The 21,429-nt window shown below is 36.1% G+C and carries 22 protein-coding genes; 18 read left to right on the top strand and 4 right to left on the bottom strand.

Features of this window, described 5'->3' with window-relative positions:
* Positions 1 to 19 precede the first annotated feature (19 nt).
* Genes BM201_RS11930 through BM201_RS11945 form a run of 4 tightly spaced genes read left to right on the top strand, consistent with a single transcriptional unit; the run spans position 20 to position 2,375 of the window.
* On the top strand, positions 20 to 634 hold the full coding sequence (locus tag BM201_RS11930) for an LUD domain-containing protein (RefSeq protein ID WP_092542946.1): 615 nt from the start codon (positions 20 to 22) through the stop codon (positions 632 to 634).
* A gap of 6 nt (positions 635 to 640) precedes the next feature.
* The gene (locus BM201_RS11935; protein ID WP_092542948.1) at positions 641 to 1,444 is read left to right on the top strand and encodes a phosphatidate cytidylyltransferase; all 804 of its coding nucleotides are present in this window, start codon (positions 641 to 643) and stop codon (positions 1,442 to 1,444) included.
* The gene (locus BM201_RS11940) at positions 1,434 to 2,084 is read left to right on the top strand and encodes a phosphatidylserine decarboxylase family protein (protein ID WP_092542950.1); all 651 of its coding nucleotides are present in this window, start codon (positions 1,434 to 1,436) and stop codon (positions 2,082 to 2,084) included. Before BM201_RS11935 ends, BM201_RS11940 begins: the two co-directional genes overlap by 11 nt.
* A gap of 15 nt (positions 2,085 to 2,099) precedes the next feature.
* Positions 2,100 to 2,375, top strand: coding sequence for an acyl-CoA-binding protein (locus tag BM201_RS11945; protein ID WP_092542952.1), 276 nt, complete (start codon positions 2,100 to 2,102; stop codon positions 2,373 to 2,375).
* Between the two features lie 351 nt (positions 2,376 to 2,726).
* On the opposite strand, the gene BM201_RS11950 is transcribed toward BM201_RS11945, so the two are convergent.
* Positions 2,727 to 5,357 (bottom strand): valine--tRNA ligase, encoded by a 2,631-nt coding sequence (locus BM201_RS11950; protein ID WP_092542954.1) that lies wholly within the window; start codon positions 5,355 to 5,357, stop codon positions 2,727 to 2,729.
* A gap of 132 nt (positions 5,358 to 5,489) precedes the next feature.
* Between BM201_RS11950 and BM201_RS11955 the strand changes: the two genes are divergently transcribed.
* The 3 genes from BM201_RS11955 to murB all read left to right on the top strand — a co-directional run bounded on the left by BM201_RS11955 (position 5,490) and on the right by murB (position 8,365).
* Positions 5,490 to 5,906 carry a DUF1573 domain-containing protein gene (locus BM201_RS11955; RefSeq protein WP_092542956.1) on the top strand — a complete coding sequence of 139 codons (417 nt, stop codon included), beginning with the start codon at positions 5,490 to 5,492 and terminating at the stop codon, positions 5,904 to 5,906.
* Positions 5,907 to 6,159: 253 nt separating this feature from the next.
* Complete coding sequence (locus BM201_RS11960) at positions 6,160 to 7,353, top strand: pyridoxal phosphate-dependent aminotransferase (RefSeq protein ID WP_092542958.1); 1,194 nt, start codon at positions 6,160 to 6,162, stop codon at positions 7,351 to 7,353.
* A 4-nt stretch (positions 7,354 to 7,357) separates the two neighbouring features.
* Positions 7,358 to 8,365, top strand: a complete 1,008-nt coding sequence (gene murB, locus BM201_RS11965) for a UDP-N-acetylmuramate dehydrogenase (RefSeq protein WP_092542960.1) — start codon at positions 7,358 to 7,360, stop codon at positions 8,363 to 8,365.
* Here the strand turns inward: murB and BM201_RS11970 are convergent.
* Together BM201_RS11970 and BM201_RS11975 are read right to left on the bottom strand one after the other, a co-directional pair.
* Positions 8,362 to 8,586, bottom strand: a complete 225-nt coding sequence (locus BM201_RS11970; protein WP_139219217.1) for a hypothetical protein — start codon at positions 8,584 to 8,586, stop codon at positions 8,362 to 8,364. The genes murB and BM201_RS11970 overlap by 4 nt on opposite strands.
* Positions 8,561 to 8,896, bottom strand: coding sequence for a fasciclin domain-containing protein (locus BM201_RS11975; protein WP_092542964.1), 336 nt, complete (start codon positions 8,894 to 8,896; stop codon positions 8,561 to 8,563). Before BM201_RS11975 ends, BM201_RS11970 begins: the two co-directional genes overlap by 26 nt.
* A 132-nt stretch (positions 8,897 to 9,028) precedes the next feature.
* Between BM201_RS11975 and BM201_RS11980 the strand changes: the two genes are divergently transcribed.
* The 6 genes from BM201_RS11980 (at position 9,029) to BM201_RS12005 (ending at position 15,138) form a co-directional block, all read left to right on the top strand.
* Positions 9,029 to 9,232: a membrane or secreted protein gene (locus BM201_RS11980; RefSeq protein ID WP_092542966.1), complete on the top strand. Its 204-nt coding sequence runs from the start codon at positions 9,029 to 9,031 to the stop codon at positions 9,230 to 9,232.
* A 6-nt stretch (positions 9,233 to 9,238) separates the two neighbouring features.
* Positions 9,239 to 10,342 (top strand): glycosyltransferase, encoded by a 1,104-nt coding sequence (locus BM201_RS11985; RefSeq protein WP_092542968.1) that lies wholly within the window; start codon positions 9,239 to 9,241, stop codon positions 10,340 to 10,342.
* Complete coding sequence (locus BM201_RS11990; protein ID WP_092542970.1) at positions 10,333 to 10,902, top strand: RNA polymerase sigma factor; 570 nt, start codon at positions 10,333 to 10,335, stop codon at positions 10,900 to 10,902. The genes BM201_RS11985 and BM201_RS11990 overlap by 10 nt, the downstream gene beginning before the upstream one ends.
* 76 nt (positions 10,903 to 10,978) lie before the next feature.
* The gene (gene lipA / locus BM201_RS11995) at positions 10,979 to 11,857 is read left to right on the top strand and encodes a lipoyl synthase (protein ID WP_092542972.1); all 879 of its coding nucleotides are present in this window, start codon (positions 10,979 to 10,981) and stop codon (positions 11,855 to 11,857) included.
* A gap of 4 nt (positions 11,858 to 11,861) precedes the next feature.
* Positions 11,862 to 12,863 carry a type I glyceraldehyde-3-phosphate dehydrogenase gene (gap, locus tag BM201_RS12000; protein WP_092542974.1) on the top strand — a complete coding sequence of 334 codons (1,002 nt, stop codon included), beginning with the start codon at positions 11,862 to 11,864 and terminating at the stop codon, positions 12,861 to 12,863.
* Between the two features lie 43 nt (positions 12,864 to 12,906).
* On the top strand, positions 12,907 to 15,138 hold the full coding sequence (locus tag BM201_RS12005) for a tetratricopeptide repeat-containing hybrid sensor histidine kinase/response regulator (protein ID WP_092542976.1): 2,232 nt from the start codon (positions 12,907 to 12,909) through the stop codon (positions 15,136 to 15,138).
* A 64-nt stretch (positions 15,139 to 15,202) separates the two neighbouring features.
* Here the strand turns inward: BM201_RS12005 and lpxK are convergent, their stop codons facing one another.
* Positions 15,203 to 16,204 (bottom strand): tetraacyldisaccharide 4'-kinase, encoded by a 1,002-nt coding sequence (gene lpxK / locus BM201_RS12010; protein ID WP_092542978.1) that lies wholly within the window; start codon positions 16,202 to 16,204, stop codon positions 15,203 to 15,205.
* A gap of 210 nt (positions 16,205 to 16,414) precedes the next feature.
* Here lpxK and BM201_RS12015 point away from each other — a divergent pair, with 210 nt between their 5' ends.
* The 5 genes from BM201_RS12015 to BM201_RS12035 all read left to right on the top strand — a co-directional run bounded on the left by BM201_RS12015 (position 16,415) and on the right by BM201_RS12035 (position 21,336).
* A complete protein-coding gene (locus BM201_RS12015) occupies positions 16,415 to 17,509 on the top strand; it encodes a Nif3-like dinuclear metal center hexameric protein (RefSeq protein ID WP_092542980.1) in 1,095 nt (364 codons plus the stop codon).
* A 2-nt stretch (positions 17,510 to 17,511) separates the two neighbouring features.
* On the top strand, positions 17,512 to 18,291 hold the full coding sequence (locus BM201_RS12020) for a zinc ribbon domain-containing protein (RefSeq protein WP_092542982.1): 780 nt from the start codon (positions 17,512 to 17,514) through the stop codon (positions 18,289 to 18,291).
* A gap of 178 nt (positions 18,292 to 18,469) precedes the next feature.
* Positions 18,470 to 19,045: a hypothetical protein gene (locus BM201_RS12025; RefSeq protein WP_092542984.1), complete on the top strand. Its 576-nt coding sequence runs from the start codon at positions 18,470 to 18,472 to the stop codon at positions 19,043 to 19,045.
* Between the two features lie 7 nt (positions 19,046 to 19,052).
* Complete coding sequence (msrA, locus tag BM201_RS12030) at positions 19,053 to 19,715, top strand: peptide-methionine (S)-S-oxide reductase MsrA (RefSeq protein ID WP_092542986.1); 663 nt, start codon at positions 19,053 to 19,055, stop codon at positions 19,713 to 19,715.
* Between the two features lie 136 nt (positions 19,716 to 19,851).
* Positions 19,852 to 21,336 carry a potassium/proton antiporter gene (locus tag BM201_RS12035; protein ID WP_092542988.1) on the top strand — a complete coding sequence of 495 codons (1,485 nt, stop codon included), beginning with the start codon at positions 19,852 to 19,854 and terminating at the stop codon, positions 21,334 to 21,336.
* Positions 21,337 to 21,429 lie beyond the last annotated feature (93 nt).

Genomic DNA, 21,429 nt, shown 5'->3' on the forward strand with positions numbered 1-21,429 from the left:
GAACCACACCCAAAACTATATGAATCTATTTAGGAGATTCTTAAACCCTAAAAAAAATAAGTCAGACAAAGACCAGGAAATTCCTGAGAATGCTGACCGTGGGAAATATATGCCTGAAGTGAAGCTTCCTACAGACGAGCGTTTTATGCTCAATTTTAAAAATAACGGTGGCAAGTTTTTATATTGCGAGGACGAAGAAGAAGTACAGGAAGCTTTCGATAATATTTTATTAGAAAACGACTGGTACGAAAAGCAATGTTGCTGCTTTGATGAAAACCTAAAGAGCAAATTCGATAGTTTCAACCTAGATTTTAATTTATCGGCAGGCGCTCCGTTTTTTCTTTCAACCTGTGAATATCTGGTTGCAAACGACGGCTCTATTTTAATTTCGAGCAATCAAATTAAAGAAAGAAAGCTAAGAGAGTTACCATCAGATTTCATCATTCTTTCATCAACAAGTCAGCTTATAGATAGCATTGGGGAAGGCTTAAGAGGCATCAAATTTAAGAACAAACAACGTATTCCCTCAAACATTACGACCATTAAAAACTTTGAACCACAGAAAGAAAGTGATTTTATGAGCTACGGTAGCAGTAGCAAAAATTTATACTTACTTCTTCTGGAAGATCTTTAATATTTTATGAGGGAAGCGATTATTAGAACCGTATCAGGGCTACTTTATATTTCTATGTTAGTAGCATCCATCCTTTCTTCAGAACTAATTTTTATTGGTCTATTTTACGTGCTCGGGCTTATTTGCCTTATCGAAATGCAAAAACTTTTACATTTAAAAAGTTATGCATTATACGTAGTACAGGCTCTATTATTCTATCTTTTTAGTATTCTAAAATTTGATCAAAATGCAACACTGCTTCTTTTAGCAGTTACCATTTTTGTAAATCTCTTTTTAGTAAAGGATCTTTTGGTGATACGAAAGATTCCCGTTTTCGAGAAGAAGAAATACATCATTATCATATTCTACTTAATTTCTTCTGTGATCTTCTTAACCTTAATACCAACGATCGAGGGTGAGTTTAAACCTAAGTTGGTTGTAGGAATTTTTGGATTAATTTGGACAAACGATACTTTTGCTTATATTATTGGTAAGAACTTTGGAAAGCGTAAATTATTTGAAAGAATCTCACCTAATAAAACGATTGAAGGCTTTATTGGCGGAATTATTTTCACCGCAATCGTGAGTTATTTTATTTCAATATACACAGACTTTTTAAGTTATAAAGACTGGATAGGATTAGCTATTTTCATTAGTATTTTTGGGACTTTAGGTGATCTTATTCAATCAAAATTTAAGCGACAGGCTGGCGTAAAAGACAGCGGAAAATTAATGCCTGGCCACGGAGGCTTGTTTGATAGACTAGATAGTATTATTTTTGCTGCCCCTTTTATCTATGCTTACTTATACCTTTTAAATTATGTTTCATAAAGAAGGATACAAAATAATGGCCATTACAGCAGTAACACTGCTGGTAATAAATATTGGTTCTTATTCATTAATAAATCAATATTGGATAAAATTTGCCATCCTTTTGGCCTCTATAGTATTTTTTATCCTTATCGTTCAGTTTTTTAGAAACCCGAACAGACGCACTTCTTTAAACGATGATCATGTAGTGGCGCCGGTAGATGGTAAAGTTGTAGCGATTGAAGAAGTTTTCGAAAAGGAATATTTTCAGGAAAAAAAATTACAGATTAGTATTTTCATGTCTCCGCTAAACGTTCATGTCACCAGGCATCCAATAGGCGGAATCGTAAAATACAGTAAATACCACCCAGGAAAATTTTTGGTTGCATGGCATCCAAAATCGAGTGAAGAAAACGAAAGAACTACCGTTGTTGTAGAAAATGCTGTAACAGGTCCCGTACTTTATCGTCAAATAGCAGGAGCATTAGCAAAGCGAATTGTTAATTATGCTGAAGAAGGTAAAGAAGTAGTGCAGGGTAGCGATAGTGGATTCATTAAATTTGGATCTCGTGTAGATGTGTTCTTACCTATAGGCACTCCGGTTAAAGTTTCATTAAATGAAAAAGTAAAAGGCGGGATAACCGTTATTGCTGAAGTTTAATTTTATTTTTTAGTTATGCCTGAAAAGACCAGGGAACGCTTTTTGAAAGCCTACGAAATGGCCAGCAATACCGATAAGAAATTTCCTCCAGATGTATTGCTCCACTTCTATTCGTATTACAAAAGAGCTACAGAGCAAAACGGATTTTACATTCCACCAACCAACAGCGGAGATCTACGCAGCGCTTTTAAAGTGAACGCTCTTGTACAGGTTAAAAATCTTAGTAAACAAGAGGCAGAAGAAAGATACATCGAGCTTGTTGAAGAACATATCGGCAAAGTCCCTGAATAGGTTTAAGGTTTAAGGACATTAGATTCTTAAGATTTTAAATTAGAAGCCAAGAAAAATTCTCTCTACAATTTCAGACTTCATTAAATCTGAATTCTTTACTAGTTTTTAGCTATTAGATTCTGCATCTAAATTGTCACCTCTTTTTCTCTTTTCTATCTTTTTTTATTTTAGACCTGCAGCGCTCTATTCTCGAAAAAAACCAAGTAAATTACCTAGTGCAAACTCACAAGGCATTCGCCAGAAATCAATTTTTAATTTCGAGGCAAGCTTCGAGATATTATAGCCTTGGGCGGCGCAAATAAAAAAGCCCCACTAATCGTGGGGCTCAATTTATTCTTGATCTACAATATTCTATTTCAAACTAGACAAACTTGCTTTTAAAGCTTCAATTTTAGCTTCAGCATCGGCTTTTTTAGCTTTTTCAACGGCCACAACTTTCTCTGGTGCGTTATTTACAAAACGCTCGTTAGAAAGCTTTTTATTTACTGAATTTAAGAAACCTTCAGTATATTTTAATTCTTCTTCCAGCTTAGCAATTTCAGCTTCTACATCTATTGCACCAACAACCGGAATAAAATAATCGTTGGATTTTACACGGAAAGATAAAGCGCCTTCAACCTGTTCGTTCACATATTCCAGATTGCCGATATTCCCCATTTTAGCGATCACTTTATCAAAAGAGTCTGAAACTTTATCATTATTCTGAACTTTAAGATCGATCTCGTTCTTAAAAGCGATATTCTTATCTTTTCTAATCTTTCTTACTCCGGAAATTACTTCAGAAGCAAAGACAAATTCATTAATGATGTTTTCATCATAAGAAATCTGCTCTGGCCATTTTTCTACGATTAAAGCTTCTTCTGGAGTTCTTTTACTAATGGTTTGCCAGATCTCTTCAGTAACAAAAGGCATAAACGGATGAAGAACCCTTAAATTATCTTCTAAAATTTCGATTACCGCATCAAATGTTTTCTTATCGATTGGTTGCTCATAACCAGGCTTCACCATCTCTAAGAACCAGCTACAGTAATCGTCCCAAATTAGCTTATAGGTTCCCATCAATGCATCACTAATTCTGTATTTAGAATAATGATCTTCGATTTCAGCCAAACTCTTCTGGAATTTCGCCTTATACCAATCGATCGCAATTTTCGATGTTTCTGGCTGCTCGATTTCTGCTGAAACTTCCCATCCCATCACTAAACGAAATGCATTCCATATTTTATTTGCGAAAGCACTACCCTGCTTACAAAGATCTTCATCAAACATCAAATCGTTACCGGCAGGAGAACTTAGCAACATTCCTACACGTACACCATCGGCACCATATTGATCGATCAATCCAAGCGGATCTGGTGAATTCCCTAAAGATTTAGACATCTTACGACGTTGTTTATCACGAACGATCCCTGTTAGATACACATTCTTAAATGGTCGCTCACCTCTATATTCGTAACCTGCAATGATCATTCTTGCAACCCAGAAGAATAAAATCTCTGGTGCGGTTACCAAATCGTTAGTTGGGTAATAATATTTTATTTCTTCATTTTCTGGTTCCAAAACTCCATTGAAAACGCTCATTGGCCATAACCAGGAAGAGAACCAGGTATCTAAAGCATCTTTATCCTGTGTAAGATCTTCAGCAGTTAATGCCGAATTTCCTGTTTTTTCCTGTGCTTTTTTAACTGCATCCTCTAGTGATTCGGCAACTACAAAATCATTAGTTCCATCGCCATAGTAATACGCCGGAATTTGGTGTCCCCACCATAGCTGACGAGAAATGTTCCAATCACGCACATTTTCCATCCAGTGGTGGTATGTACTTAAAAACTTTTCTGGCACTAAATTAATATCGTCACCAACAACGGCATCGATGGCTGGTTGCGCCAGGTCTTTCATCTTTAAGAACCATTGGTCACTTAGTTTTGGCTCGATAACCGCACCGGTACGTTCACTGGTTCCTACTTTATTGGTATGATCTTCAGTTTTAACTAAAACTCCAGATTCTTTTAATTCTGCAACAATTTCTTTTCTTACGGCAAAACGATCTTTGCCGGAATAATGCATCCCGAAATCATTAAGCGTTGCATCATCATTAAAAATATCGATGATTTCAAGGTTGTGCTTATCTCCTAACATTTTATCATTCTCGTCGTGCGCCGGAGTAACTTTTAAGCAACCTGTACCAAATTCCAGATCTACATATTCATCTTCAATAATAGGGATTACTCGACCACAAATTGGCACGATCGCATTTTTACCTTTAAGATGCGTAAAACGCTCGTCGTTAGGATTAATACAAATCGCAGTATCTCCAAGAATCGTTTCAGGACGTGTTGTAGCGATAGTTACGACCTCTTCACTTCCTTCGATCTTATAATTAAGATAATATAAATGACCTTGTTTTTCCTGGTAGATCACCTCTTCGTCAGAAAGTGTAGTTTTAGCTTCAGGATCCCAGTTTACCATTCTAAATCCACGATAAACCAAACCTTTTTCATACAGATCTACGAAAACTTTGATCACAGATGCAGACATATTGTCGTCCATCGTAAATTTTGTACGATCCCAATCACATGACGCTCCTAATTTCTTAAGCTGATCTAGGATAATCCCACCATGTTTATGCGTCCATTCCCAGGCATGCTCTAAAAATTCCTCACGAGAAAGATCATTTTTACTAATTCCTTCGCTTTTAAGTTTTGCCACAACCTTAGCTTCAGTAGCGATAGAAGCATGATCTGTACCCGGAACCCAGCACGCATTAAATCCTTTTAAACGAGCTCTTCTCACCAATACATCCTGAATAGTATTATTCAGCATGTGCCCCATATGCAGGACTCCTGTTACGTTTGGTGGCGGGATGACAATGGTATAAGGTTCTCTTTCGTCTACCTCAGAATGGAAGTATTTATTATCCATCCAGTATTTATACCATTTATCTTCTACTTTATTTGCGCTGTATTGTGAAGCGATTGCCATAATTGGTCTAGTTTTTGAAAATAAAGGCAAAAGTAATTATAAGTGAAGGAATTTAAAAGAAGTTGAATTGAATATAATTTTTGAATCTGTAGCAATTCAGTGTATCTTTACTTTTCCGAAAATTATTGAATTATGAAAAAACTAGCATTAATCGCCATTTTGGCTTTTGTAGGCTTCAACTCTGCCCTCGCGCAGAAAGCCGCAAAAATGGAATTTAAGTCTGAAACTTTAGACTATGGTGAAATTAAAAAAGGAAGCGACGGCGTTCGTGTTTTCGAATTTACAAATACGGGGGACATCGATTTGGTGATCACCAATGTAACTTCGAGCTGCGGCTGTACAATTCCTAAAAAACCAGACGGCCCGGTAAAACCTGGAGAATCTGGAAAGATCGAAGTAAAATACGATACAAGACGTGTTGGGCCAATAAGAAAAACGGTAACGGTATATTCTAATGCTGAAGAACCCACCAAAGCCTTAAAAATTAAAGGTAGGGTTATAGATGCTGAAGCTGCTAAGACCGATGATGGTGATACCGACACCAAGTAATTTACGATAACAACAAACTTAAAACTCCCGACTATCGGGAGTTTTTTTTATGTAGAAATATTGTTCTTAACGATTTAATTGACTACAAACAAAATCTTGGATACTTTCAAGAAAACTGATTCTTTAAAATCCATCTTGATAATTAACACATCCAGAGCAATTATTCTTGAACACCGAGTCAAATTTCAATAAAAGCTTCCCAACATTCTTACTTTAATTTTGCATTTTTGCACCAAACATAAAACGCAAAAGAATGCCTTCAATTTCTAAAAAAGGGCTTAGCATGCCCGAATCTCCGATAAGGAAATTAGTTCCGTTTGCAGAAGCTGCAGCGAAAAAAGGTAAAAAGATATACCAGTTAAATATTGGCCAGCCAGATATAAAAACTCCAGATGTTGCCATGCAGGCTGTAAAGGATAATAGCATCGAAGTTTTATCTTATAGCCACTCTGCAGGATTTGCAAGTTATCGCGAAAAACTGGCTAAATATTACGAAAGAAACGATATTCATGTTTCTGCGGAAGATATTATCGTAACCACTGGTGGTTCTGAAGCACTTTTATTCGCAATGGGAACTATTACCGATCCCGGAGATGAAGTAATTATTCCTGAACCGTTTTATGCAAATTACAATGGTTTTGCAACTTCTAGCGGAGTAACAATTGTGCCTATTGAATCTTCAATAGAAACCAATTTTGCGCTTCCTCCAATTTCAGAATTCGAGAAATTAATTACAGAAAGTACAAAAGCGATACTTCTTTGTAATCCTGGAAATCCAACAGGATATCTTTACACTAAAGAAGAAGTACAACAAATCGCCGATCTTGCTATAAAGCATGATCTTTTTGTAGTGGCCGATGAAGTGTATCGTGAATTCACTTACGACGGAGTAAAACATAATAGTATTATGAGTATTCCAGAATTAGCGAATAACGCCATTATGGTAGATTCGGTTTCTAAGCGTTTTAGTATGTGCGGTGCTCGTATTGGATGTTTGGTTTCTAAAAACAAAGAAGTGATCACTACTGCAATGAAGTTTGCGCAGGCAAGACTTAGCCCGCCAACTTTAGCACAAATTGCCAGTGAAGCCGCTTTAGATACTCCACAGGAATATTTTGAAGAAGTAAACGAAGAATATACCTTAAGAAGAAATATCCTTGTTGAAGGCCTAGAAAAGATCGAAGGCGTTAACGTAGCTAAACCAAAAGGTGCTTTTTATTGTATTGCAGAACTTCCTATAAAAAGTGCAGATGATTTTGCTCAATGGCTATTAGAAGATTTTGAATACGAAGGTGAAACCGTAATGGTCGCTCCTGCAGCTGGTTTTTATTCGACTCCCAACACAGGATTAAACCAGGTGCGAATCGCTTACGTGCTAAAAAGAGAAAATCTTGAACGCGCACTACAAATTCTAGAAGTAGCGATTAAAGAATATACCAGCAAATAAGATCATGAAGGTAATCCACAATGTTTCTTTAAAGCCCTACAACACCTTTGGTATTGATGTAAGAGCAAGTAAATTCATCAAGATCAAAGAAATCGAGGATCTAAAGAAGATTTTGAGGAAAACCTATGCTGAAGAACTTTTTATCCTAGGCGGTGGCAGCAATATGCTTCTAACCGGAGACATTCACAAAACAGTGCTCCAAATCGACCTAAAAGGAAAAGAAGTTGTAGAAGAAAAAAACGATCATGTAATTATAAAAGCTCATGCCGGTGAAAACTGGCATGAGTTTGTTTTATGGACGCTAGAGCAAAATTTTGGCGGTCTAGAAAACCTTTCACTCATTCCGGGAAATGTGGGCACCTCTCCTATTCAGAATATTGGTGCTTATGGCGTAGAACTTAAAGACAGTTTTGTCTCTTGCGAAGCCATAAATATTCAAACACTGGAAAGCCGGACTTTTACATTGGAAGATTGTGATTTTGGTTATCGAAATTCAGTTTTTAAAAACAAGCTGAAAGGCCAATATATCATCACCAGTGTAAACTTTAAACTGAGTTCTAAAAACCATCAGCTAAAGATGGATTATGGTGCCATCAGAACTGAACTGGAATATATAGAAAATCCAACGATTAAAGATATTTCGAATGCGGTGATCAAAATCAGGGAAAGTAAATTACCCAATCCTGCCGAAATTGGTAATTCTGGAAGCTTTTTTAAAAATCCTGTTATTTCTGCAGAAGTTTTTAAAAACTTACAGAAACAATTTCCTGAAATACCTAGCTATCCAATTAGCGAAACTGAAGTTAAAGTTCCTGCCGGTTGGCTTATCGACCAGTCGGGATTAAAAGGGTATCGCGATGGCGATGCCGGAGTACACAAAAAACAGGCTTTAGTTTTAGTGAATTATGGCAATGCCAGTGGAAACGACATTTTGATGCTCTCTATAAAAGTTAGGGAAGTTGTAAAAGAGAAATTTGGGATCGACCTGGAACCCGAAGTGAATATTATTTAATTCCGCCCTACAATTCCGTTTATTTTATATAGAAATCCGTTTGAAGCTTTGGCGGGTTTAGCCAATTTCAGCCATTCTCCAGCAGCCGATTTTATATAAATTTCACCATCTTTTTCTACAAACTTTAACCTGGAGCCTTCCATGTTTTCTACTAATAACTGATGCTGATTTTCGATAATTTCAGGCTTTAATTTTTCATAAGGCAAAGCGCGATTCAGCATAATTTATATTTTTAAAAGCATCATCTTGCGGGGCAAAAACTGTGTAAGGCCCACGTCCTTTCAATAAAGTCGCCGCCAGATCTCCATTTTGAAGAATTTGATTAAAATTAGAAAGCTTAACATCTTCTGCAGCGATATTAGCAATACTTCTAGACTCGGTTATTGCTTTCATTCGCTTTGTGTTGCTAATATCAACCAAACTATCTTCTAATTTCAACTCGTCGATCATATTTTGCCGCTGTTTTTCTTTTAAATTATCGCAAGAAGTCCATAAAAAAAGAGCCGCAAAAATTAATAGTATCTGTTTCATACTTCTAAAATACAGCCACTTAAAATCTCATTACGGTAAAACTTCGTTAAAGAATGTAAAGCAATTACTAAACCTGCGACTTATTTTAAAAACGAGCGAATAATTCGTATTTTTGCATCACAAGATTTAATTATGGAACTATTTATCATAACAGCGGTTTTATTAGGATTGGCCTTTGCGGGTATTGCAATTAAAATATGGGGAAAGAAAGATGGTGAGTTTGCAGGAACCTGCGCCAGCCAGAGCCCTTTTTTAAATAAAGAAGGCGAACCTTGTAGTTTCTGCGGAAAAGCGCCAGACGAAAAGTGTAAAAATCCACAGCAACAGACCAATTAATGCTGAATGGCGACAGTTCTATTTGCCCTTTTTCTTTTATTCGCGGCAATTAACCTTAGTTATTTTATAGCTTTTTTTAGCTTTTCTGGCTCCAGATCTTCTGAAGCTAAACCGGTAACATTTCCTGTTTCGGTAATTGTTTGTGCTAAAAATGAAGCTGAAAATCTACAAAACTTCCTGCCTTCGATCTTAGAACAGGATTATCCCGATTTCGAAGTGATCGTGATCAACGATGCTTCTGCAGATCATACTTTAGATATTATTGAAGAATTTCAACAGATCGACCCCAGGATAAAGATCGTGAATGTTGAAAATAACGAAGCCTTTTGGGCGAACAAAAAATATGCACTTACGCTAGGCATCAAAAAAGCCCAAAACGAACACTTAGTTTTTACTGATGCAGATTGTGCCCCTCAATCGATTCATTGGTTACGCCATATGGCTTCAGGGTTTTCAGAAGAAAAAACTATTGTTTTAGGGTACGGCGGATACTTTCAGTATAAAAAATCATTCATTAATAAGTTAATTCGCTTTGAAACCCTTTTAACGGCTATTCAGTATTTTTCGTACGCTAAACTTGGCAATCCATATATGGGTGTAGGCAGAAATTTAGCTTATACTTCCGGCCAATTTTACAAACTGAATGGTTTTGCCTCTCACCTACAAATTAGATCTGGTGATGATGATCTTTTTGTAAACGAAGCAGCGACCAATAAAAATGTAGTGGTTTGCGATCACAAAGAAAGTATTACCAGAAGTGTCCCTAAAACCAGTATTTCTAAATGGTTTAGACAAAAAAGAAGACATGCCTCTGTAGCTAAATTCTATAAATCGAAACATAAACTTTTGCTAGGTCTATTTTACACTAGCAGATTATTGTTTTGGATCCTATTAATTATTCTATTAGTTTTTAAAATATACTGGCCATTCACTTTAGGTGTTTTGGGACTCACTTTAATTATCGAAGGAATTGTATATTTTCAGTCGGCCAAAAAACTAGACGAAAAAGACGTTATTTGGTTATTTCCCATTCTCGAACCTTTCCTAATCCTATCACAATTAGGTATATTTATAGCCAACATTATTTCAAAACCCTCACATTGGAAATAAATCAGGAGTTATTATTACAAAAAATTCAGGAGGCGAAAAAAGGAAGTCAGTCGGCTTTCAACTATTTGCTCGATAAGTTTTGGAACGATGTTTATGGATTTCAGCTTAAAAAAACACAAAATGAATATGAAGCTGAAGATATTACGATCCAAACCTTCTCGAAAGCTTTTAAACGATTAGAAACTTTTGATGAAAATTATTCCTTTAGCACCTGGTTAATTGCCATTTCTAAAAATATTCATGTAGATATTCTTCGGAAGAAAAACAGCCAGTTACGCATAAATACTATTTCTGAAGCCAGCGATAAAGTAAATACGATCGTAGACGAAACACCTTCTATAGAAGACAAACTTATTACTGAACAAAATTTGGCACAATTGCTTCAGGATATCAAAAAACTAAAGCCACATTATCAGGAAGTTTTAAACCTTCGTTTTTTTCAGGAGAAATCCTATAAAGAAATTTCAGAATCTTTAGGAGAACCTATGAATAATGTAAAGGTTAAACTATTAAGAGCCAAAAAATTACTTTCAGAAATTATCGAAGATCGTAAAAGCTAATTAAGGTTTTTAAACTACCTGCGTCTAATTATGCAATTAGATAGAATATTGTATCTTTGAACAAGAGATTTTTGCTATGAGTACAGAAACACTTACACCTACAAAAACAACACCTAAAGGAAAACCAAAATGGCTTCGTGTGAAGCTTCCTACAGGTAAAAAATATACCGAATTACGTAGTCTTGTAGACAAATACGATCTACATACGATCTGTACTTCGGGAAGTTGCCCAAACATGGGAGAATGCTGGAGCGAAGGAACCGCAACTTTTATGATATTAGGTAATATTTGTACACGATCTTGCGGATTTTGTGGTGTAAAAACTGGTAGACCAGAAACGGTAGATTGGGACGAGCCAGAGAAAGTAGCACGCTCTATTAAATTAATGAAAATTAAGCACGCGGTAGTTACAAGTGTAGACCGTGATGATTTAAAGGATATGGGATCGATCATTTGGGCAGAAACGGTAAAAGCCATTCGCCGAATGAATCCTGAAACCACCTTAGAAACACTTATCCCAGATTTTCAGGGAAATACCAGAAATATCGATCGTATCGTAGAAGTAGCTCCAGAAGTTGTTTCTCATAACATGGAAACGGTTCGCAGATTAACGCGAGAGGTAAGAATCCAGGCAAAATACGATCGCTCTTTAGAAGTCTTGCGCTATTTAAAAGAACAGGGCATAAATCGTACAAAATCGGGAATTATGCTTGGTCTTGGCGAAACTGAAGAAGAAGTGATCCAAACACTTCACGATCTTAAAGACGCTAATGTAGATGTGGTGACTATTGGGCAGTATTTACAACCAAGTAAACGTCACTTACCGGTAAAGCAATTTATCACACCAGATCAATTTAAAAAGTACGAAGCTATAGGTTTAGATCTTGGATTTAGACACGTAGAAAGTAGTGCTTTGGTAAGATCTTCTTACAAAGCGCAAAAGCATATTAACTAAGAAAATGCCTAAAATCATTAATCTTGGAATAAACGGTTTTGGCCGCATTGGTCGAAATTTGTTTAGATTGCTTATTGACCATCCTCAAATAAATGTGGTCGCTATCAACGACCTTGCCGATGCAAAAACACTGGCGCATTTATTAAAATACGATAGCATCCACGGAATCTTTAATGCTGAAATTGCTGCGGAAGAAAACAAGCTTGTGGTTAACGGAAAAACTACCACCGTTTTTAACCAAAATCACCCTTCTAAAATCGATTGGACTTCTTCTGAAGTAGATATTGTAGTTGAAGCTACCGGGAAATTTAAAACCCGTCCAGAACTGCAAAAACATTTAGGAGAGACTGTAAAAAAAGTGATCTTATCTGTTCCGCCGCAAGACGAAAGTATTAAAATGGTGGTTCTTGGTGTGAACGAGCATATTTTAGATGGTAGCGAAGATATTATTTCTAATGCCAGCTGTACTACCAATAATGCTGCACCGATGCTGAAGCTTATTCACGAAAATTTTGCCGTAGAACAAGCTTATATTACCACCGTACATTCTTTTACATCAGACCAAAGTTTGCACGACCAGCCACATCGAGATCTTCGACGAAGCAGAGCGGCAACACAGTCGATAATTCCTACAACAACAGGAGCAGCAAAAGCGCTGACTTCTATATTTCCAGAGCTAAGTGATGTGATTGGTGGCTGCGGAATTAGAGTACCGGTTCCCAACGGCTCGTTAACCGATATGACAATTAATGTCTCAAAATCTACTTCGATAGAAGAAGTAAATGAAATTTTTAAAACCGCTTCAGCAACAAGTTTACGCGGAATTTTAAGCTATACAGAAGACCCAATAGTTTCTAAAGATATCTCTGGAAACCCTCATTCTTGTGTTTTTGATGCAGAAATGACTTCAGTAATTGACGGAAAATTAATAAAACTTATAGGCTGGTACGATAACGAAGTTGGATATTCAAGCAGGTTGATAGATTTAATTTCTACTTTCTATTAATTTAAGTATCTTTAGCAGCAATTTTTAGCCTTTTAGCTGTAAAATGAATAAGTTAAAGCTTACGTATTTCCTGCTTTTTACTTGCTTTTTAATTTTTTCAACTAGCGCCCAAAACCAGAATAGAGAAAAAATTACCCGTCAAATTGATAGCCTTTTAAAGAGTGCAGAACTTTCTGTAAACAGGTACGAATTTGACAAAGCAACAGATGAACTTAACCGATCATTAGAACTAGCACAGGATATTAACCATAAGAGGAACATTGCCTTAGCCAGCAGTATCTCCTCTAAACTTAATTATATACAACACAACTATAGTGATGCCACTACGGCTATAAACAGAGCGATTGCTATACAGCGTGAGATATTAGACGAAAAAGGCCTTGCCTACAGCTACCTTAGCTTTTCTAAGATCCTAATTTCCCAGAAGGAACGGCAACGAGCGATGGATTACCTTAATCTATCTGAAAGCCATTATAAGAAATCAAATAATAAATATCTAGATCAATACCTTTCTCTGCTGAATTTACAGCGCGCTATTATTTTCTTGAATTTAGACGATTCTCCAAATAAAGCTTTTCAGCATTTAATGAAAGCGAAAACAGATCTGGATTCTCTTTCTAATCCATACGAATACACAAGACTTCATTATTATTTAGCAAGAACAGAACTTTACAGAAAAAATTATTCTGAAGCTACTAGATATGCCAATATTGCTTTAGGAATTGCCCAGCAAAAGAAGTTTATAGGAATGGTAATGAGCTCTTACAATCTTCTTAGCCAAATTTACGAAGTGCAGGGAAATACCGAAGAGGCTTTAAGCTACCTAAAATTGGCAAATACAGAGCGTGACCGACTTTTTGATATTAATAAAAAAGCACTTGCTAAAGATCATTACAGTAAATATGGCAACGACGCCTTAAAAAGCGAGATAAAGGAACTTGCTGCTCAAAGAGAAGAAAACGAGCGTTCTTTAAAAGTGAATAAACTCACCACCATTTTAAGTGTTGCGTTAATCACGATCTTATCCTTGCTTACGCTATCACTTTATAAGAACAACAACTTAAGAGCGAGAGCAAACGGATTGCTTCAAAAGAAGAATCGTGAACTTACTTTAGCCAAGGAAAATGCTGAACGTGCTACAACTGCCAAAGCGCAGTTTTTGAGTACGATCACTCACGAACTTAGGACACCGCTTTATGCCGTTACCGGACTAACGCATTTATTACTGGAAGAAAATCCAACTCCTAATCAAAAAGAACATCTGAATTCTTTAAAATTTTCAGGGGAATACTTATTGAGTTTGATCAATAACATCCTTGACCTTAACAAACTTGAAGCAAATAAAGTAGAGATCGTAAATTCTTCGTTCGATCTAAAGAAGAGAATTTCAGATGTTTTAGTAGCGCTTAAAAATTCTGCAGACGATAAGAACATTAATATTCACTTCGATTTCGGAAAAAATATTCCGAAGAAATTAAAAGGAGATCCACTAAAATTATCTCAGATTTTGATCAATCTTATCGGGAATTCGATCAAATTTACTGAAGATGGAGATATTTGGATAAAAGTTGAATTGATCGAACAGGTTAAAGACGAAGTTTCCCTTCATTTTGAAATCAAAGATAACGGTGAGGGAATTTCGAAAGAAAAGCAAAAAGCGATATTCGAGAATTTCACCCAGGGTTCGACGCAGATTAACCGTAAATTTGGTGGTACAGGTTTAGGACTTTCTATTGTGAAAAACCTGCTTACTCTTATGGGTAGCGAAATTAGCCTGGAAAGTGACTTAGGAAAAGGTTCTAAATTTTCTTTCGACCTTAATTTCATTATCGTAGAACCAGCTTCGAAACCAGCAGAAACTAAGCAGAAACTACCGGTTAAGAACGAGGATTATCTTGAAGGCAAAGAAATTCTTGTAGTAGAAGATAATAAGATCAATCAAATGATCACTAAGAAGATCATCGAGAAAAACAAAGCTATCTGCAAAGTTGCCGATAACGGTACCACCGCCATAGAAATGGTAAAAGAAGGAAATTTCAATCTAATTTTAATGGATATTCACATGCCAGGAATTAGTGGTATTGAGGCAACCAAGGAAATTAGAAAATTTGATCCTGAAATCCCTATTATCGCTTTAACAGCGGTTACTTTAGATGAAAATCTGGATGAATTTTACCTAAATGGTTTCAATGATATTATCCCGAAACCATATAAAACGGAAGAGTTTTTTACCAAGATCAATAAATACCTGGCAAAACAAGAAGCTAAAGCTTGATTCCTAGAGAATTGAGATAACTTACAATTCATAAAAAAGCGGACGTCTGATAGGCCGCTTTTTTTTATTTTTGATGTTCTACTATAAATTTATTTACCCGGTTTAAAAAATGTGATTCATTTTCTACAAAATCGGTTTCAATAGGTAAATAATAAAGCGGAACACTAATCTTATCCTTTAAACGCATAAAATCTTTCTCGGTCGTAAGAATACTTTCTTTGCCATTTAATATCTCGATCTCGCTTGCAGTAAAATTGTGATGATCTGGAAATTTTTGATGCTCAAAATGTATATTTTCCGCCTTTAGATACTCAATAAAAGGTTCTGGCTTGGCGATTCCAGTCACTACTGTTACGTTCCCTTTGATATCTTTTAAAGAAAATTCTCGATTTTGACTAAAGATCGTATTTGCATATTTTATGGTAGAAAAATAAAGATCTTGATATTGTTTAATCTGAAGCTTAAATCTTATATGTTCACGCTCTTTTAATGTAATATTCGCAGGACATTTTGTAACGATGATCACCTGTGCCCTATCGGCGCCAGAATATGTTTCACGCAGATTTCCGGTAGGCAATAAAAAATCATTAGAATACAGATCGCCATAAGCAGTGAGTAAAATATTAAATCCTGCCTTTACTTTTCTATGCTGAAAAGCGTCATCTAAAAGTACAATTTCAGCATTTTGTTTTCTTAATTCGGCAATTCCATTTCTACGATCGGCATCTACAGCGACCATTGTTTTAGGGAACTTGGTTTTAAATTGCAAAGGTTCATCGCCGGTTTCGATAGCTTCTTCAGTTCCTTTCAGATTTAAAAAACCTTCCGTAGATCTTTTATAACCTCTACTTAAAACAGCAATATTCTTATAGTTTAACTTCCGCAGTAAATATTCGATCATTGGAGATTTGCCCGTTCCGCCAGCACTAAGATTCCCCACACAGATCACCGGAAAATCATAACTGGAACTTTTTAAAATTCCGGCGTCAAAAAATTTATTTCTAAACCATACAATTATTCCATATAAAAAGGCAAACGGAAAAAGGAATTTTCGTAGTAAATTCATACAGGGCGGGCTATAATATTTATCTTTGACATCTAATTTTACGCATTTTGATAATTTAACTGATCGATTAAATGCATCAGATCAGCTTACTATCATTTGTTAGTTACAGTTTTTGGATGCTTTTTGAAAATTAATACATTATTTAAAAAGAACCCATTAATTACTGAATTAACAAAAAGACCTTGGTAAAGGCATTTAAAATTTAAAAATATGATTATTCAGGATATCATAAAAGAAATTGAAGCATTTGCTCCACTAAATTATGCTGAAGACTTCGATAATGTGGGACTTTTGGTTGGTGATAAAAATGATGAAGTTACCAGAGCACTTATCACTTTAGATACGCTTGAAGCTACGGTAGACGAAGCAATTGCCAAAAAGTGTAATCTTATTGTTAGTTTTCATCCTATCATATTCTCTGGACTCAAAAAGATCACCGGTAGAAATTATGTAGAGCGAGTGGTTCTAAAAGCAATAAAAAATGATATTGCTATTTATGCAATTCATACTGCATTAGACAATCAGCACAAAGGCGTTAATGATATGATCTGCGAGAAAATAGGACTCGTACATCGCCAAATATTGATCCCTAAGAAGAACAGTATTAAAAAACTGCTCACCTTTGTTCCTAAAAAAGATGCTGAAAAAGTTCGAAAAGCGATCTTTGATGTAGGCGGCGGTAGTATTGGAAACTATGATAATTGCAGCTTTAATGTAAACGGACAGGGAAGTTTTAAAGGAAATGAAGCATCTAACCCTGTGATTGGGGAGCGAGGTAACATTCATTTTGAAGAAGAAACCCAGATCGGGATCACTTTCCCGGCTCATGTAGAGGGCAACATTTTAAATGCACTATTTAGTTCCCATCCTTACGAAGAAGTTGCGTATGAAATCACCAGCCTGGAAAATACCAATCAACATCTTGGTATGGGCATGATCGGTGAACTGGAAGAACCACAAGACGAAAAAACCTTCCTAAAACATATAAAATCTACCTTTAAAACCGGCTGTGTACGGCATTCAGCATTACTTGAAAAACCGATAAAAAAAGTTGCAGTTTTAGGTGGAAGTGGCGCTTTTGCGATCGAAAATGCGAAAAAAGCAGGTGCAGATATGTATATTACTGCAGATTTAAAATACCACGACTTCTATAAAGCCGAGCAAAATATAGTGTTAGCCGATATTGGACACTATGAAAGCGAACAGTTTACAAAAAATTTACTATATTCTTTTTTAACGAAAAAATTTAGTAATTTTGCACTTATTTTAGCAGAGACAAATAGCAATCCTATCAAGTATATTTAAGTATGGCAAAGAAAAATGATCTTACTGTAGAAGAGAAGTTAAGAGCTTTATACGATCTTCAGTTGGTAGATTCCAGAATTGATGAAATTCGAAACGTGAGAGGCGAACTTCCTTTAGAGGTACAGGATTTAGAAGATGAAGTAGCCGGATTGAATAAACGTTTACAAAAATTAGATGGTGATATCGAAGTAATCAACAACGATATTAAGAATAAGAAAAATCTTATCGACGAGTCTAAGACGACCATCAAAAAATATTCTGAGCAGCAAAAAAATGTTCGTAATAACCGGGAATTCAACGCTTTAACAAAAGAAGTTGAATACCAGGAATTAGAGATCGAACTTGCTGAAAAGCACATCAAAGAATACAAAGCTCAGATCGAGCAAAAGAAACAAGTGATCGAGCAAACCCAAGAGCGTCTTAAAGATCGCCAAGCTCACTTAGAGCACAAAAAAGGAGAACTTGATGCGATTCTTGCAGAGACCGAAAAAGAAGAGCAGGCGCTTATCGACAGATCAGAACAATACGAGAATGAGATCGATGCACGTTTAGTAAAAGCTTACAAACGTATTCGTACCAATGTAAAAAATGGTTTAGCTATTGTGCCTGTAGAACGTGGTGCTTCAGGTGGTTCTTACTTTACGATTCCTCCACAGGTAATTATGGAAATTGCCGGAAGAAAAAAGATCATTACAGACGAGCACAGTGGTCGTATTCTTGTAGATGAAGATCTTGCAAAAGAAGAAAAAGAAAAAATGGATCAACTTTTCCAAAGCATGTAATAGCTTAAAAATTTGATTTAATCATATTAAAAACTGCTTAGAGATATTCGATATTTCTAAGCAGTTTTTTTATGTCTTAACTTAATCATCAAAAAAAGCAAGAATATTGATTAACAAGGATTTCACAATAAAGCGAGCTTAAAAACTTAACTTTACTAAGCAACTAACACAAAAAATTATGATAAAGAAAACTGTTATAATCGTATTCGCTTTACTTGCTTTTGCCTGTAGAAATGAAAATAAAGAAACCTCTGAAAATTCTTCAGATCCTGAAGTTGAGGTTGAAAGCAACGAACGAGAAGTAGATCAAGAAAGCGACATTAATCGTTATGATAATATCGATAATCTTGAAGAACCTGTAGATACTTCTAAAACCAATAGCGCTGCCGGGGAAATCTCGGGAAGATACACCAAGCAAGGTGAAATGGATGAAGCCTGCAATTGCTACTGTGTAGAAGTTAGCCTAACGGGAAATTCAGAGTTTTGTCTTCAGCCAGACCGTATGTATATTAATGTTAGGTTCGAGAAAACAGCCAGCGGTTACGATGCCTTTTATGTGAGTCCGTCTTCAAAAAATACCAACGAAGATCTGCCATGGGAAGATTTTTCTAAAGACGAACCTATTGCCAGCCTAGAACCTACAAAAACTGGCCTAAAACTTGATTGGTTAGGTTTTAAGATCGATGGACAACTGGCAACAGATTATGCGATCTTTGGAAAGAAAACATTAGAAGGAAACTTTACAAAAAGCTAATTAAAAAATGAGATCATTTATTTTAACTGCCGTTTGCCTAGTTCTTTTTGCCTGCGGAAATAATGCCCAAAACAATCCAGCCACAAAACCTGAAATCGCAAATGCTGAACCTGTTGAAGTTCCTGCAGAAAATGGATTAAAAAAAGCTTACTTTGCCAGTGGATGCTTTTGGTGTGTTGAAGCTGTTTACGAAAGTGTAAAAGGAGTAGATGAAGCAATCTCTGGCTACTCTGGTGGTCACACTAAAAATCCAACTTACGAACAAAGTAATACCGGAAGAACGGGCCATGCTGAAAGTGTAGAAGTTATTTACGATCCAGAGGTCGTAAGTTTTGAAACTTTAGTGCAGGTTTATTTTGGTTCGCAAAATCCTACACAGGTAAACGGGCAGGGACCAGATCGTGGTTCGCAATACAGATCGATCGTTTTTTATCAAAATGAAGCACAAAAAAAGACTATAGAAAAAGTAAAAGCTGAAGTTGCTAAGAACTACGACAGTCCAATCGCTGCTGAAGTTTTGCCATTTCAAAAATTCTGGGTAGCCGAAGATTATCACCAAGATTATGAGAAATATCATCCTGAAAATCCATACATTCAAAGTGTATCGATCCCAAGAATTAATCGATTCAAGAAAAAATTTCCAGAGCTACTAAAAGAAAACGCTCATTAAAATTTATATTAATTTGAGGAGAACCCGAAATTCGATAATTTCGGGTTCTTTTTTTTGATTTTGGCCGAAGCATTAGATCATTTCAATATCGATTATTGACTAAAAGTGTATTTTAGTAAAAAAATTGTAGCCCCTAATGAGCATCACTATAGAGAACATTCTTTTAGTAGGTTCTCTCCTACTCTTTATTAGTATTCTTGCTGGTAAAACCTCTTATAGATTTGGTGTACCAACGCTGGTTTTATTTCTTTCTGTAGGGATTCTAGCTGGTAGTGAAGGTATTGGTGGTATTTATTTTAACGATCCAGAGATCGCTCAGTTTATCGGAATTGCATCTTTAAACTTCATTTTATTTTCAGGGGGATTAGACACCAACTGGAAAAGTATTAAGCCAGTAGTTTGGCAGGGAATTTCTCTTTCTACAGTCGGAGTTTTATTTACAGCTCTTGGTGTAGGAACTTTTGTTTGGGCGATAACAGATTTTTCTATTTACGAAGGCTTGTTACTTGGTGCTATTGTTTCCTCTACAGATGCCGCTGCCGTATTTTCGATTTTAAGATCTAAAAACCTGGCTTTAAAATCACATTTAAGACCAACATTAGAGCTGGAAAGTGGTAGTAACGACCCAATGGCATACTTTCTCACCATCGCTTTTCTAGGCCTGGTTTTAAATCCAGAGCAAAGTATTTGGAGTATTATCCCACTTTTTATTCAGCAGATCTTAATTGGCGGATTATTGGGATTCATTTTTGGGAAACTCTGTAAAGTTGTAATCAATAAAATTAAGTTAGATTTCGACGGATTATATCCTGTACTCGCGATCGCGCTGATGTTCATTGTATTTTCAGCCACAAACTTTATGGGCGGTAATGGCTTTTTAGCGGTTTATCTAAGCGGAGTGTATTTAGGCAACCAAAACCTTATCCGCAAAAAAACCATTATGCAAATGTTTGATGGGCTTGCTTGGTTAATGCAAATCGTACTTTTCCTTACCCTTGGATTGCTTGTTTATCCTAGCCAGATCGTTCCTGTAATAGGAATTGGATTAGTCATTTCAATATTCCTAATTTTCGTTGCAAGACCACTTGGAGTATTTATAAGCTTATCATTCTTTAAAATGAAAATGCGTCGTCGATGGTATGTTAGCTGGGTTGGTTTACGTGGTGCCGTTCCTATTGTGTTCGCTACTTATCCACTGCTAGCCGGTGTAGACAAAGCAAACTTTATATTTAATATTGTCTTTTTTGTATCGCTAAGCTCTGTGATTATACAGGGAACAACTTTATCTGTAGTTGCAAAATGGTTGCATGTTGCTTTACCCGAACGCGTAAAACCAAAAAGCCAGGTAGAAACTTTTTTATCTGATGGTGCTAAATCTATAATTCGAGAAATTTTAATTCCAGAAAATAATAATGCGGTGGGAAAACGAATTGTAGAACTTGGTTTTCCTAAGAAAGCGATCATTGCCATGATTTCCAGAAACGAGCAATTTATAACTCCAAAAGGAACTACAGCGATCGAAGCTAATGATATTTTGATCGTTCTTAGTGAAGACGAACGAACAATGACGCAGGTTTACGATGCTTTAGAAGTTAAAGAAGAACTGGAAGAAATCGAGTAGTAAACTACCTTAGGGCAAGCCCTCAAGGCATTCGTTGGAAACAAATTTTTAATTGCGAGGCAAGCCTCGGGGTATTATACCCTTTGGCGGTGC

Source organism: Zunongwangia mangrovi (assembly GCF_900112105.1).
GTDB lineage: Bacteria > Bacteroidota > Bacteroidia > Flavobacteriales > Flavobacteriaceae > Zunongwangia > Zunongwangia mangrovi.